A 14,018-nucleotide genomic window follows, 5' to 3' on the forward strand; every position below is an offset into this window, starting at 1 on the left:
CATCCAGCCGGCGCTGCCACCGCATCCAGCCGGCGCTGCCACCGCCCACGACGACGATGCGAGCAATTTTCTGCGTCATAGAGACTCTGCCAAGTTCTTGGGCGCCATCAATGATCTGCGCCGACGTCCATCATTTCCATCTCTGGCCACGCGGCGCCGACCCACGCAAGTGGGCATGCCGCCCGGACAGTCCGTCCAGGCGGCATGCAGTTACGCCGCGTCAGGGACCGCGTCAGAACTCGTAGCGTGCGCTCATTGAGTAGCTGCGGCCAGGGTAGAACCACGCACGCCCCATCGTGCCGATGTGCTGCTGCTGCGTCTGGCGGACGATGACGTTGTTCAGGTTCGTCATGTTGAGCGACATACTGAACTGGTCGCTGAACCTGTAGTTCATGCCCGCGTCCCACTGGCCGAACGCCTCCTGCCAGGTCGGCAGGCCCCAGCCCACATCCCGGGCACCCGGGCGCGTCGGGTCCGCGCTCGTCGCATCATCGCCGCGCGTGCCATTGGCATCCGCCCCCTGCAGCACCCGGCTATGCCAGTTGTAGGCCAGCCGTGCCGAAAACGGGCCGCGGTCGTACATCAAGACGAAGTTGGCCGCGTTCTTGGCCATGTAGGGCAGCGGCAGATCGTTGAACGGCACGCCGTTGGTGTCGCAGCCGAACAGGTGCAAGGTGCCATTCGTCTGCGTCCTGCCCGCATCGCAATAGGGGTTGTAGATCTGCTTGTACAGGCTTTGCTTGGCGTCGATGTAGGTGTAGTTGGCCGACACGCCGATGCCCTTGGCCCACTCCGGCAGCACGCCGTCCAGGAAGGGCAGCTTGTCCAGGTAGGTCATGCCCGCAACTTCCAGGCCGCTGACCTTGGCTTTGCCCACGTTGGCAGGACCCGTGACCGAGAAAATCTGCGGATTGCCACCCACACTGTTGTAGGTGCGGCTGTAAGAGGTGTTCATGATGACGTCCTTGACATCTTTATGGAACACCGTGCCCGTGATGGACTGGCCGTCACGCGGGTACCACTCCAGCGCCAGGTCATAGCTGTTGGCCGTGATCGGCTTGAGCTTGACGTTGCCAGAGTTCTCGCCACGGTAGGAGACCCTCTGGTTGATGGCGTCGTAGTCCTGCCACAGCTTGATGTACTCGCCAAGTTGGTTGAAGCCGGGTCGGTTCATGCTCTGGGCCATCGCCAGGCGAGCCTGCAACCTGTCGGTGAAGTTCATCTTCAGGTTGAGCGACGGCAACACCTTGACGAATTCGTTCTGCACGTTCAGAGGCCCTCCGAGCTGGTCGAAGCGCGGCAGATCGGGCGGCGTCTGCGAGTTGTATTGCGTCTGGAAAGCTGTGTAGCCGTGCGAGACGTCGCGGGTCAGCACGACACGCACACCGGCGTTGCCTTCGATCGGGAACTTCAGGTCGTCGAAGCCGAAGCGCAGCGTGGCGTAGACCGCGTCGGTCTGTTCGCTGTGCGTGCTGGTCTTTTCCGGGTTGCCGTCGAAAACCAGCTCCTGGAAGTTCTGATAGTCCTTCGCGTAGTCGCACGTGATGTTCATGGTGGGGAACAGCGCCTTGCCATCCAGGCATTGCTGGTAGCGGTAATCGTTGGCCAGCGTCTTGTATGTGTTCGGGTAGTCGCGCACGGCACCGATCGTCGGCATGACGATGTTCGGCAGCTTGCCCGCCTTGCCGCCATAGAAGTTGCTGAAGTTGAACACTTCGACCGGCACGGTCTGGTAGCGCGGGTCGCTCATGTAGCCGAAGCTTCCGCGTGATTGCCAGTCGAGCCCATCGGTGACCGCAGGCGGCTTGCCGGGCGTGGAGGTCTGCTTGACGGCCCAAGGATCGGAAGTGGACGTCCAGGTATTGCCCGTGGCGTCGTAGTGGCGTGCCACGCGATAGGTGGCTCTCACGCCGACACGGATGTCACGCAGGATGGGGTTGTCCTCGAAACGGTAACGCGCGTCGGCCTTCCAGGCGTAGAGGTCGGCATCGGCCTTGCTCATGCCCGGCATGACCAGGTTCCAGTAATAGTTCTTCGGGTCGGCCAGGAAATCCGTGGCGGTCTGGTCGAACCCGATGCGCACCGGACTCTTTCCGGACACGTCGATGCCCATGCTCGGCACGTAGGTGCCCAGCTGCATGTTGCGGCCGATCGAATCGTTCTTCGCATGAACCCATTGGACGTCGTTCTGCACCAGCCACTGGTCGTTGATGGCCCACTTGAAGTTCCACGCCAGTTCACCGGTTTTCGAATTGCTCCGATTCCAGCCGCGCGAGACGTTGAAGCCCAGGCCGCCATCGGCAAAGGTGTTCGCCCCGAGGCCCCCGCTGGGGTAGGTGTAGAGGCCAGAGGTCAGCACGTTGTTGGCGTCGTACGTCGCATTCTTGATCACCGACTTGTACGGGTTCTCCACTCCGGTGTAGATGCCCTGCTCGCTGCCCGTCTCCCGTGCGCCCGACAGGAAATAGGTCAGCGACGAGTCCATCCTGTCCTTTTTCCACTGCAGCGCGGCGTAGAAGCCGGCACGTTCGGTGTCGCCGGTGTTGTTCCGGAACGAGGCCGATTTCGGCGCCCAGGCCACCTTGCCGGCGATCAGGTCGGTCCGCGGGAAGTAGGCATCCAGCTGGATGCTCTCATTCTGGAAGCTGGAGTGGTTGTAGGAGAGGTCCAGCAGCACGCCGACGCGCCCGATGTCCGTATTCCATTGGGTGGTGTACAGCCCCGACACGCTGGGCGAATTCTTGCCCGAGCGCTGCACGTAGTTGTTGCCTGCCGACAGGTAGGCCTTCGTTCCTTTGTAGTCAAAGGGCAAGGCTGTGCGCAGGTTCACTGTGCCGCTGACGCCGCCTTCGATGATCTCGCTGGAGGGGTTCTTGTAGACGTCCACGCCGGCCATCAGCTCTGGCGGGATGTCACCCCAGCTCAGCTCGCGGCCCGGCCAACCGGCCGAGAACGACTCGCGGCCATTCAGCACCGAAGAACCCCAGCTGAGGCCCCGCACGCTGATGCCCGAGCCTTCGACGGAGAAGTGCTCCGGGTCGCCACGCGACTTGTTGCGGTCGATGACGACGCCCACGACGCGCTGCAGCACTTCCGTGATCGACTTGTCCGGCAGCTTGCCGGCCTCTTCCGCGACGACCGAGTCGACGATTTCCTCGGCGTTTTGCTTGATCTTCTGCGCCGACTGCAGCGCTGCGCGCTGCCCGGTGATGACAACGGTTTCCAGGTTTGCCGGCTTTTCAGCCGCCGTCTGTGCCATTGCGGCGCTGCCGACGGTCAGCAGCATCATGTGGACCATGCCGCGATGGATGGCCGTGGTGCGGAACTGTTTTTTCATGGTGTCTCCGTATTCCTTCGATGTGTCCGGCGGCAGCTGGCTTCAGCGCTGCCGCGTGCCCCGGCACCGAATGCCGAGGCCGCCCCTCGCGATGCTGGTGTCACCGCCCCGATCAACACGGGGCCGGTCGCTGACACGCAACGCCGCTCGCGGCCTGGGTTACTGGATGGTGATGGCGCCCTTGATGGTCAAGTCGGACGCGTAGATGCCCGCGGTTTTCTTGTCCACGTTCGCGTCCATCAACCAGAAGCGCGTGCGCACGACGTTGGAGGACTGCAGCAGCGTCGCAGCCGAGGCGCGCGAGGCCGCCATCTTGTCCAGGGCCGCCTTGAACGCGGCGGCGTTGACGGGGGCGCCCGTGCTGTCAAAAGGGTTCGGCAGCTTGCGCACGTCGTCGTCAAGCGACGCCGTGGTGACGCCCGACAGGCCGCAGGCATCGGTCACCGCGAAGTTGTCAAGCGGCACGCCGTAGCTGAGCAACCCCGGCAATGGGGCCCACACCAAGGTGCTCAGCCTGACGTTGCAGCCGTTGTTGCGCTTGCCCAGGTCCAGGTGCACGACGATGGGCTTGTTCGACGAGTAGAGATCAAGGCCCAAGCCCATGGTGAAGCCCAACGCCTTCTCGGTGGTTACCTGCAGTCCACCCACCGTGTCGCCCGACGAATTGAAGCCACTCAGGCCAGGCGCAAAGATGTCGATGCGGTTGAAGCCGTATTGCCAGCCGCCGGTGAACATGGTGTCCGGGATATGCAGGGCCGAATCGAGCGTGGAGCCATCGGTGGAGACCTTGCTGTAGCACCAGTCGCCCGCGCTCGCATCGCACCACTCCCAGCCAGCGTTGAGCGCGCTGTCCCACGGGTTCACCCAGACGTTGCCGCCCTGCTTGGTGACTAGGTTGTTCATTGTTCCGCGACCACCTCCCGGCGCGAAGCCGTCGGCAATGAGCAGCGGGTCGACGGCGATATAGCGCTGCGTCGTCGTCTCCTTGTAGCTCTCATTGCCGGCTTGCTTCGCCGACACCGCGCAGGAGCCCTTGGCCAGCAACTGGAGCGTGCTGCCGCTGACGGTACAGACCGCAGGCGTGTCGCTGGAGAAAGTGACCGGCAGCCCTGAGCCCGAGGTCGCGCTGAGCGCGATGGACTTCGTTGCCGCGCTGAGGACGTAGTCCGGCGGGGTGAAATCAACCACCTGCGCATGCTTCAACACATTGAACAGCTGGCTCGCATCGTCGGCAGCGGCCCATTGGGTGCCATCCGAACCGGCCCCGCCGGGCTGGCTGGCGATGACCAGGCACTCACCCGCGGCCACCAGCGTCAGCTTGTCACCAGCGACCGTGCAGGTGGTGGGTGTGCCGGTTCGGAAGCTGACCGGCAGCCCGGATGTGGCCGTGGCTGACAAAGTCGTCGGGGGATTCAGCAGCGTGCCGCCTATGGCGCCACCCGGATATTTGAGAGTTATGACCTGGTAGCGGCCCTCTGAGCCGCCACCGCCACCGCCACCGCCACCGCCACCGCAGGAGGCCAGAAAAGCGCAAGCCGCAATAACGGTCAACTTCCGGGCCTGCGGAACCATCTTTTTCGTCACTTTATGTCTCCTGTTCTGAAATAACTGGGCACCCGGCTGCAGAACTTGCTCTGCAGCGACGCTGCTCCTTGAGATCGGCTCGCCCCGCCTCACTGACGGCGACTTGGTTCGGTCGTTGCACCAACTATTGGCCGGTGAGAGAAAGCCGCCCGTTGCGTCTTTGTCACCCTGTTCCAAGGCTGGCGAGCGCACCATGAACCGCGCCGTCTGTCAGAAATGCTTTCCGATGCCTGCGCCAAGCGTACAACTGGTAAGACCAAAGAGACATAGGGCAAACTCCCGGACAGACCAGATCTGTTTTTTTTTGGAGACTTTTTGTGCGAAATCGTCCACTTCAGCGGATCGTCATCGTCGGCGGCGGCAGCGCCGGCTGGATCACCGCCGCCCCGCTGGCGCGGATGCTGTGCCGGCCTGACCAACGGGATCAGCATTGCGAGGTGACGCTGGTGGAGTCGGCGGACATCGGCACTGTGGGGGTCGGCGAAGCGACGTTGCCAACCATCCAGTTCTACAACCAGCTTCTGGGAATCGACGAGGCAGACTTCGTCCGCAGCACACGCGCCACCTTCAAGCTCGGCATCGAGTTCCAGGACTGGGGCCGGATCGGCCATCGCTTCTTCCACGGCTTCGGCGGGTTCGGCCCGGCCATCCACAGCCGGCCGTTATGGGCCTACTGGCTGCGCCTGCAGGCCCTGGGAGACAAACTCCCCTCCTACGAGGAATGGTCGACCGCGACGGTGATGGCCCGGCAAATGCGCTTCGTGCCACCGGCAGCCGGCGAGCCGTCGCCTTCCAATGCCTTCGACTACGCCTTTCACTTCGATGCATCGCTGTACGGCGCCTACCTGCGCGAGTACGCCCTCAAGCACGGCGCAAAGCGCGTCGAGGGCACCATCACGCACGTCGAGACGCGGCCCGAAGATGGTTTCGTGGCGGCACTGCACCTGAGCGACGGGCGCCGCGTGGAAGGCGATCTCTTCATCGACTGCTCCGGCTTTCGCGCCCTGCTGATCGACGGTGCGATGAAGTCGCCCTATGAAGACTGGAGCCGCTGGCTGCCCTGTGATCGCGCGCTGGCCGTGCCCTGCGAGCGCGCCGGCCCCATGACGCCCTACACGCGGTCGACCGCACGTACGGCCGGATGGCAGTGGCGCATCCCGCTGCAGCACCGCACGGGCAATGGGCTGGTCTATTGCAGCGGCTACCTGAGCGATGACGAGGCGCAGCGCACGCTGCTGGACCACCTGGACGGCAAGGCCCTCGACGAGCCTCGGCAACAGCGCTTTGTCACCGGGCGACGCAAGCAGGGCTGGGTGAAGAACGTGGTGGCCATCGGCCTGTCGTCCGGCTTCCTGGAACCGCTGGAATCCACCAGCCTGCATCTCATCATGGACGCCGTCAGCCGCCTGACGGCCATGCTGCCTGACCAGTCATTCCAGCCGGCGCTGGCGGACGAGTTCAACCGGCAAATGGCCTACCGCTACGAGTCCGTGCGTGACTTCATCATCCTTCACTACAAGCTGGGCGAGCGGCGCGACAGCGAGTTCTGGCGCTACTGCGCCGACATGCCCATTCCCGACGATCTCGCGCACCAGATCGCCCTGTTCCGCAAGACCGGCCGTGTCGCCGTGATCGAGCCGGAAGGCTTTGCCGAGCCGTCGTGGGCGTCCATCCTGCTGGGCCTGGGCGTCTACCCCGAGAGGTACGACCCATATATCGACCTGGTGGACCCGCAGCTGATCCGCCGGCACCTTCACTCGGTGCACAGCTCGATCTCGCGCACGGTGGCCTCCATGCCGTCGCATACGGACTTCCTGGACAGGATCTCCGCCCCGCCGAAGGCCTGACGCGCGCGGCCCTCGACGAGGGCGGCCCCGGCCGCGAGTCGAAGGCACCCGTCGCCGCGCAAGCTGCCTCGTCAGCGCCAGCGCTGGCTTGTCGCATCATCCCGGCCGTCCCGGCACGGGTTGCACACACTGCGGTCGTCCCTCCCAAACTGAAAGGAAGAACCGATGGACTACCGAGCCCTTTTGACCATTCCACTGGCTGCCTTGGCGCTGACCGCCAGCGGCGCCGAGAAGCTGCGCCAGCCCGACGGCTGGATGGCGGGTGCCACCTATCGGTGGCCCGACGGCAACACGCATGAAGCCGGCATTGCCCCCGAGACCGAAGCCAGCGGCCAGCGCGCGCTGACAGTCAAGTCCATTGGCAAAGGATCCAGCAGCGACATCGGCAGCATCGGTCAGTTCGTCCTCGGCTACACCGGGCAGCGTGTGCGCTTCACCGGCCAGGTCAAGACCGCCAGCCTGGATGGATGGGGCGGTCTGGTCGTGGCCGCCGGCTTCAAACTTCTCTACGGCGCACACCTCGACCCGGACTTCGACAAGACGCCGCCACTGGGTGCGGCCGGTTGCCCGGACTGGTGCGACGTCAGCGTGGTGGCCGACATTCCCGCCGACGGCTCCGGCGCGGTCAGCGTCGGTCTGGCCTTGGCCGGCAGCGGCCAGGTCTGGGCAAGGAGCCTGCGGCTGGAGGTGGTGGGGCGGGATGTGCCGTTGAGCACCCAGCGCTTTGGTGTCGAAGCGGCCATCACCGCACGGGAGCTGCATCAGAAGGTGCAGCAGATGCTGAGGGCGGCACAGCAAGCCGAGCCGCCCATGCTTCCGCAGAACCTGTCCCTGCAATAAATCCGACAACGTCGTCAAGGACCAACGCCATGAACTTCCGCATCCTCCTGCTCGCGCCGCTGGCCGCCGTCGTGCTCAGCGCTTACGCCGCCAGCCCGCACGTGCCCCAGGGTTGGTACGCCTTCCAGGCGTCCTATCCCACTGACGCCAAGACGTCCGCGCTGAACGGCTATGAAGTGGGCATCGATCCCGCCGCTGGCGGCGTGCCGACCCTGACGATCCGCTCGGTCTACCCGAAAACACTGGGACCCATCAGCGCCGGCTCCGCTCATCAATCGGTGCTGGGCTATGCCGGCAAGCGGGTCCGCTTCAGCGGCGAGCTGAGAGCCGAGGCCGTCCGCGGCTGGGCCGGCCTCTACCTCGGCGAGGGCTTCGGCGACTTGAGCGGCGTCACGACTGCCGGCAGCGGTGGGGAAAAGCCGCTTCCCAGGGGCATCGCCGTACCGGCTGACGGCGGTTGGCACGACATGAGCGTCGTGCTGGACGTGCCCGCCGAAGCCACACACCTCGGCCTAGGTCTGGGCTTGGTGGGCGAAGGCCAGGTCTGGGCGCGTGGCCTGCGCTTTGAGGTTGTCGGCCCTGAAGTGGCGCCGACGACAACACCCATCGGCATTGACCTGGAGCGAGCGCGGCGCTTCCATGCGCAGGCATTGGCCGAAACGGCAAAGCAGCCACCGGCGCCGCTGAAAAATGCCGCGCTGGACTGAGTCGCTGCGCCGCGCCCTCCTCCCCGCCCTGCTGTTCTGGGCGGCCTGGGTCCTGTTGCACTGGTACTGGCCCCATGCGCGCTGGCTGCCCCTGGCCGCTCAGCTCTGGCTGGCCTACAGCGCTGCCTGGTTCACGCTCAACTGGCGCTGGTGGCCCGTGGCGGTGCCGGCGGCCGCCGCCCTGGGCGCGGCGGCGGGGACGCTGCTGCTGCCGGCCATCGACTTGGCGCAATGGCAGAACCCGCTGGCCATGTGGCGGCCCTGGCTGCCGGCCTTCGCCTTCGCGCTGCTGATGCACCTGCCAACCCGCTGGTGGCGCTGGCGCGAGGAACAAGCCCTGGCGCTGCGCCTGGCACACGCCGAGCACACAGCAGCGATGGCCGAGCTGTCGCGCCAGGTCAGCCTGACGGAACTGAAGGCGCTGCAGGCCCAGGTCGAACCGCACTTCCTGTTCAACGCGCTGGCCAGTCTGCAGCAGCTGATCCGCAGCCAGCCGGCCACGGCCGAGCGCTTTCTCGGTGAGCTGCACGACTACCTGCGCCTGGCCCTGCCCTCGCTGCGCGAGCCCATGAGCACGCTGGAGCGCGAGTTCGAGCTGGCACGCGCCTACCTCACGGTGATGTCCACACGGCTGGGCGAGCGCCTGCGCTTCGGCCTGCAAGCCGAGCCCGGCTGCGACGACCACAAACTGCCACCGCTGATGCTGCTGACGCTGGTGGAGAACGCGGTGCGCCACGGCATCGAGCCCAAGCCGCAAGGCGGGCGCATCGAGCTAGACGCTCGGCGCGAGGGCGAGCGCCTCGTGCTGGAGGTGCGCGACGATGGCGCCGGCCTGCAGGCCGCTGCGGCGGGGCCGGCCAGGGGCCAGGGCCTGGGCCTGGCCAATGTGCGTGACCGCCTGGCTGGCCTGTACGGCGAGGCGGCGCGCTTGAGTGTTCAACAGCGTTCCACGGGCGGCGTCTGCGCGCGCATCGAGCTGCCCTGGAACACCCCCGAGACCCGATGAAGCACCCCACCGCTCTCCTGATCGAAGACGAAGCCTTGCCACGCCAGCGCCTGCGCGAGGGCCTGGCCGAGCTGTGGCCGCAGCTGCAAGTGCTGGCCGAGGCAGAGGACGGCGAACGCGGCCTGGCCCTGGTGCTGGAACTGCGGCCCGACATCGTCTTCGTCGACATCCGCCTGCCCGGGCTGGACGGCCTGCAGCTGGCGCGGCGCATCAAGGGCCTGTGCCACATCGTCTTCGTCACCGCCTACGACGCGCACGCGGTGACCGCCTTCGACCAGGGCGCGGTGGACTACCTGCTCAAGCCGCTGGCCACCGAGCGCCTGCGCGAGACGGTGCAGCGCCTGCAGCAGCGTCTGCAGTTGCCTCCGGCCGAACTCGCGCGCTGGTTGCAGCAGTGGGCGCCACCCTCCTTGCCATCCAGCGCCCCTCCCGCGCCCAGCGCACCGCTGCGCTGGCTGCAGGCCTCACAGGGCGAACGCTTGCACCTTGTGATGGTGGCGGATGTGAGCCATTTCCGCAGCGACAACAAGTACACCTGCGCCTTCACCGCGGAAGGCGAATACCTGCTGCGCCTGTCCTTGCGCGAACTGCTGCAGCAACTCGACCCGGATCAGTTCTGGCAGATTCACCGCGCCGTCGTCATCAACGTGGCCCACGTCGCTCGCGTGGATCGCAGCCTGGGCAGCATGGAAGTGCTGCTCAAGGACGGCAAGACAAGGTTGCCGGTGAGCCAGAGCTTCCAACCCCGGTTCAAACCGATGTAGCGTGCAAGGTCGGCACACGCCTGCGGCCTCATTTGCTTGACGGAAATGCAAACGCCGCGTTCTCGCGCACGCCCGACGACGGCCAGCGCTGCGTGATCTGCTTGCGGCGCGTGTAAAAGCGCACCGCGTCCGGGCCGTAGGCGTTCAGGTCACCAAACAGCGACCGCTTCCAGCCGCCAAACGAGTGATAAGCCACGGGCACAGGCAGCGGCACGTTGACGCCCACCATGCCGACGAGGATGTGGTCGGTGAAGTGCCGCGCCGTCTCGCCGTCGCGCGTGAAGATGCAGGTGCCGTTACCGTATTCATGCGCGTCGATCATCGCCATCGCCGCCAGCAGGCTGTCTACGCGGACGATGCCAAGCACGGGGCCGAAGATCTCTTCCTCGTAGATGCGCATGCCGGGCGTCACGCGGTCGAACAGGCAGGGGCCGAGGAAATAGCCGGCTTCATGCCCGGCCACCGTCAGGCCGCGGCCGTCGACGACGAGTTCAGCGCCCTCTTCCACGCCCTGGTCGACATAGCCGCGCACCTTCTCCAGGTGCGCCTTCGTGACCAGCGGCCCCATGTCGCAGCCCGCCTCGCGGCCGGAGCCGATCTTCATGCGGGCCATCTCGGCAATGAGCTTCTCGCGCACGGCATCGGCCGTCGCATCGCCCACCGCGACGACCAGCGGGATGGCCATGCAGCGCTCGCCGCAGGAGCCGAAAGCCGCGCCCATCAGCGCCGTGACGGCGTTGTCGATGTCGGCGTCGGGCATGACGACGGCGTGGTTCTTCGCGCCGCCCAGCGCCTGCACGCGCTTGCCGTGCCTGGTGCCGGTGGCGTAGATGTATTCGGCAATCGGCGTCGAGCCGACAAAGCTGATGGCCTGCACGCGCGGGTCGGTCAGCAGCGTGTCCACGGCCTCCTTGTCGCCGTTGACGACGTTGAGCACGCCCGGCGGCAGGCCGGCGTCCTGGGCCAGCTGGGCGATGAACAGCGTGCTGCTCGGGTCGCGCTCCGACGGCTTCAGGATGAAGGTGTTGCCGCAGGCCACGGCCATGGGCCACATCCACAGCGGCACCATGGCCGGGAAATTGAACGGCGTGATGCCGGCGCACACACCCAGCGACTGGAACTCCGACCAGGCGTCGATGCCCGGGCCGACGTTGCGACTGTGCTCGCCCTTCAGCAGCTCGGGCGCATAGGTCGCGTACTCGACGTTCTCGATGCCGCGCTGCAGCTCGCCCAGGCTGTCGGCCAGTACCTTGCCGTGCTCGTCGGTGATGAGGCGGCAGATGGTGTCGGCATGCGCTTCGAGCAGTTCCTTGAAGCGGGTCAGCACGCGGGCGCGCTTGAGCGGCGGCGTGTTGCGCCAGGCAGGGAATGCGGCTTGCGCGGCGGCTATTGCCGACTCGACGGTGGCACGGTCCGCCAGGCGAACCTGCCCGCCGACCTTGCCGGTGGCGGGGTTGAAGATGTCGGCCGAGCGGCTGCCGCCGTCGACCTGCTGGCCGTTGATGAGATGGGTGATCACGGGATGCTTGGAAGTGAAAGTTCAGGGAGTCGCGTCGAAGCAGTCGCCTAAAGCGGAGACCAGCGAGTCGATCTCGGCGGGCGTGCTGATGAAGGGCGGCGCCATCTGGATGGTGTCGCCGCCGTAGCGCACGTAGAAGCCCTTGGCGTACATGGCCATCGCGATGTCGAAGGGGCGCTTGGCGGGCTCGCCGGGCAGCGGCATGACGGTGATGCCGGCGGCCAGGCCGTAGTTGCGGATGTCGGCCACGTGTTTGGTGCCCTTCAGGCCGTGCACGGCAGTCTCGAACATCGGCGCCAGTTCCTTCACGCGCTGCAGCGCATGCTCGCGCTCCAGCAGGTCCAGCGAGGCGATGCCGGCCGCGCAGGCGACGGGGTGGGCCGAGTAGGTGTAGCCGTGCGGGAACTCCAGCATGTAGTCGGGCCCGCCCTGGGCCATGAAGGTGTCGTGGATCTCCTGCTTGGCGACGACCACGCCCAGCGGCTGCACGCCGTTGGTGATCTGCTTGGCGGCGGTCAGGATGTCGGGCGTCACGCCAAAGGCCTCCGCACCCGTCCATGCACCGGCGCGGCCGAAGCCGGTGATGACCTCGTCGAAGATGAGCAGGATGTTGTGGGCCGTGCAGATCTCGCGCAGCCGCTGCAGATAGCCCACGGGCGGGATGACGACGCCGGCCGAGCCCGAGAACGGCTCGACGATGACGGCGGCGATGTTGCTCGCGTCATGCAGCGCGATCAGTTGCAGCAGGTCGTCGGCCAGCGCGGCGCCCATCGGCCCCTCCTGCGGCGGCATGCCCTTGAAGAAGCTGCCGTTGGCCGGCTGGGTGTGCGGCAGGTGGTCGGCCTCGATGCCCTGGCCGAAGGTCTTGCGGTTGCCCACCATGCCGCCGACCGAGATGCCGCCGAAGTTGACGCCGTGGTAGCCCTTGGCGCGGCCGATCAGCCGCGTCTTGCCGGCCTGGCCCTTGGCGCGCCAGTAGGCCCGCGCCATCTTCAGCGCCGTGTCGGCCGACTCCGAACCCGAGCCGGTGAAGAACACGCGGTTCAGCCCCGCAGGCATCTTCTCGACGATCTTGTTGGCCAGCTCGAAGGACAGCGGGTGGCCGAACTGGAAGGCGGGCGAATAGTCCAGCTCGCGCGCTTGGCGGCTGACGGCGTCGACGATCTCCGTTCGCCCGTGGCCCAGGCCTGTGCACCACAGGCCCGACAGGCCGTCGAAGATCTGCCGCCCGTCGTCGGTGCGGTAGTAAGCGCCGGCGGCGCCGGTCAGCAGGCGGGGGTTGGCCTTGAACTGCCGGTTGCCGGTGAAGGGCATCCAGTGGGCGTCCATCCATCCTGCGGGTCGGTCGGCGGTCTGAGTCATGGCTGCTCGTGCGAGTGGTTTGCGCCGCATCGTGCCCGGGCCAATGCTTGTAGACAATGACAACGTCGCCATGTCTACTTGCCGCTAGATGAAACCAAACGACGCACGTCTTCCGGGCCAGATTGCCGATGTGGACCTGCGCCTGCTCAGGGTCTTCAAAGCCGTCGTCGAATGCGGCGGCATGGCGGCGGCGGAGCTGGAGCTCAACGTCGGCATGCCGACCATCAGCCGGCAGATCAAGGACCTGGAGGAGCGCCTCGGCCTCGTGCTGTGCCGCCGCGGCCGCGCCGGATTTGCGCTGACGGCCGAGGGCGCCGAGCTCTACGCGGCGGCGCTGCAACTGCTGTCCGCCACCACCGACTTCCGCGCCCGACTGGAAGAGATCCACCACCAGATCGGCGGCGAGCTGCACCTGGCGCTGTTCGAGAAGACCGTCAGCAACCCCGCCTGCCACATCGACCGCGCGCTGGCGCAGTTCAACGAGACGGCACCGGGCGTGAAGCTGCACATCCATGTCGGCACCATCACCGACATCGAGCAGGGTGTGCTGTCGGGTCAGTTCCAGGTCGGCGTCATCCCGGAGCATCGAAGGTCGGAGAGCCTGGCCTACCGGCCGCTGTTCGGCGAGCAGATGCACCTCTACGCCGGCAGCAGCCACCCCTGGTTCAAGGCCGACCACCGCTGGAGCTGGGCGGACCTGAGAGGCCAGCAACTGGCGGGCCTGGGCTACCACTCGCCCAACCTGGTGCTGACGCACCGACAAAAGCTGGAGCGTGCGGCCACGGCGTCCGACCAGGAAGGCGTCGCCACGTTGATCCTGACCGGCTGCTTTGTTGGCTTCCTGCCCGACCACTACGCCCAGCCCTTTGTCGACGCCGGCCGCCTGCGCGCCGTGTCCGTCGATGAGCTGAGTTATGACTGCAGCTTCGCCTGCATCTACCGCCACGACCCCGCACCCACCCGGGCTGCGGCAACCCTCGTGCAGGCGCTCGAAGCGGCTCACGCCTGAGGAAGCGGCGACTACCATCCCGCTCCTGCCTTCACCGCCATCT

General features: G+C 66.3%; 10 protein-coding genes. 6 read left to right on the forward strand and 4 right to left on the reverse strand.

The window, feature by feature from the left end:
- Window positions 1–232: 232 nt before the first annotated feature.
- Both ACXJKM_RS15925 and ACXJKM_RS15930 read right to left on the reverse strand, forming a co-directional pair.
- A complete protein-coding gene (locus ACXJKM_RS15925) occupies window positions 233–3,337 on the reverse strand; it encodes a TonB-dependent receptor (protein WP_056203680.1) in 3,105 nt (1,034 codons plus the stop codon).
- A gap of 159 nt (window positions 3,338–3,496) precedes the next feature.
- On the reverse strand, window positions 3,497–5,116 hold the full coding sequence (locus ACXJKM_RS15930) for a hypothetical protein (RefSeq protein WP_162247863.1): 1,620 nt from the start codon (window positions 5,114–5,116) through the stop codon (window positions 3,497–3,499).
- Between the two features lie 122 nt (window positions 5,117–5,238).
- On the opposite strand from ACXJKM_RS15930, the gene ACXJKM_RS15935 reads away from it, so the two are divergent.
- The 5 genes from ACXJKM_RS15935 to ACXJKM_RS15955 all read left to right on the forward strand — a co-directional run bounded on the left by ACXJKM_RS15935 (window position 5,239) and on the right by ACXJKM_RS15955 (window position 10,085).
- Window positions 5,239–6,768: a tryptophan halogenase family protein gene (locus ACXJKM_RS15935; RefSeq protein WP_457353591.1), complete on the forward strand. Its 1,530-nt coding sequence runs from the start codon at window positions 5,239–5,241 to the stop codon at window positions 6,766–6,768.
- Between the two features lie 165 nt (window positions 6,769–6,933).
- Window positions 6,934–7,608 (forward strand): hypothetical protein, encoded by a 675-nt coding sequence (locus ACXJKM_RS15940; RefSeq protein ID WP_457353593.1) that lies wholly within the window; start codon window positions 6,934–6,936, stop codon window positions 7,606–7,608.
- 29 nt (window positions 7,609–7,637) lie between these two features.
- Window positions 7,638–8,315: a hypothetical protein gene (locus ACXJKM_RS15945; protein WP_457353595.1), complete on the forward strand. Its 678-nt coding sequence runs from the start codon at window positions 7,638–7,640 to the stop codon at window positions 8,313–8,315.
- On the forward strand, window positions 8,299–9,321 hold the full coding sequence (locus tag ACXJKM_RS15950; protein ID WP_457353597.1) for a sensor histidine kinase: 1,023 nt from the start codon (window positions 8,299–8,301) through the stop codon (window positions 9,319–9,321). Before ACXJKM_RS15945 ends, ACXJKM_RS15950 begins: the two co-directional genes overlap by 17 nt.
- The gene (locus ACXJKM_RS15955; RefSeq protein WP_457353599.1) at window positions 9,318–10,085 is read left to right on the forward strand and encodes a LytR/AlgR family response regulator transcription factor; all 768 of its coding nucleotides are present in this window, start codon (window positions 9,318–9,320) and stop codon (window positions 10,083–10,085) included. Before ACXJKM_RS15950 ends, ACXJKM_RS15955 begins: the two co-directional genes overlap by 4 nt.
- A 28-nt stretch (window positions 10,086–10,113) precedes the next feature.
- Here the strand turns inward: ACXJKM_RS15955 and ACXJKM_RS15960 are convergent, their stop codons facing one another.
- A complete protein-coding gene (locus tag ACXJKM_RS15960) occupies window positions 10,114–11,604 on the reverse strand; it encodes a CoA-acylating methylmalonate-semialdehyde dehydrogenase (RefSeq protein WP_457353601.1) in 1,491 nt (496 codons plus the stop codon).
- A 21-nt stretch (window positions 11,605–11,625) separates the two neighbouring features.
- The gene (locus ACXJKM_RS15965) at window positions 11,626–12,966 is read right to left on the reverse strand and encodes an aminotransferase class III-fold pyridoxal phosphate-dependent enzyme (protein WP_457353603.1); all 1,341 of its coding nucleotides are present in this window, start codon (window positions 12,964–12,966) and stop codon (window positions 11,626–11,628) included.
- Window positions 12,967–13,054: 88 nt separating this feature from the next.
- On the opposite strand from ACXJKM_RS15965, the gene ACXJKM_RS15970 reads away from it, so the two are divergent.
- Complete coding sequence (locus ACXJKM_RS15970) at window positions 13,055–13,975, forward strand: LysR family transcriptional regulator (protein WP_157282080.1); 921 nt, start codon at window positions 13,055–13,057, stop codon at window positions 13,973–13,975.
- Window positions 13,976–14,018: the final 43 nt, after the last annotated feature.

The sequence above is a fragment of the Roseateles sp. P5_D6 genome, from assembly GCF_054049415.1.

What these genes read in the sequence shown, in the direction of transcription:
- ACXJKM_RS15925 (WP_056203680.1), bottom strand. Translation starts at nt 3,337, where the DNA reads ATGAAAAAACAGTTCCGCACCACGGCCATCCATCGCGGCATGGTCCAC.
- ACXJKM_RS15930 (WP_162247863.1), bottom strand. Translation starts at nt 5,116, where the DNA reads ATGGTGCGCTCGCCAGCCTTGGAACAGGGTGACAAAGACGCAACGGGC.
- ACXJKM_RS15940 (WP_457353593.1), top strand. Translation starts at nt 6,934, where the DNA reads ATGGACTACCGAGCCCTTTTGACCATTCCACTGGCTGCCTTGGCGCTG.
- ACXJKM_RS15945 (WP_457353595.1), top strand. Translation starts at nt 7,638, where the DNA reads ATGAACTTCCGCATCCTCCTGCTCGCGCCGCTGGCCGCCGTCGTGCTC.
- ACXJKM_RS15950 (WP_457353597.1), top strand. Translation starts at nt 8,299, where the DNA reads ATGCCGCGCTGGACTGAGTCGCTGCGCCGCGCCCTCCTCCCCGCCCTG.
- ACXJKM_RS15955 (WP_457353599.1), top strand. Translation starts at nt 9,318, where the DNA reads ATGAAGCACCCCACCGCTCTCCTGATCGAAGACGAAGCCTTGCCACGC.
- ACXJKM_RS15965 (WP_457353603.1), bottom strand. Translation starts at nt 12,966, where the DNA reads ATGACTCAGACCGCCGACCGACCCGCAGGATGGATGGACGCCCACTGG.
- ACXJKM_RS15970 (WP_157282080.1), top strand. Translation starts at nt 13,055, where the DNA reads ATGAAACCAAACGACGCACGTCTTCCGGGCCAGATTGCCGATGTGGAC.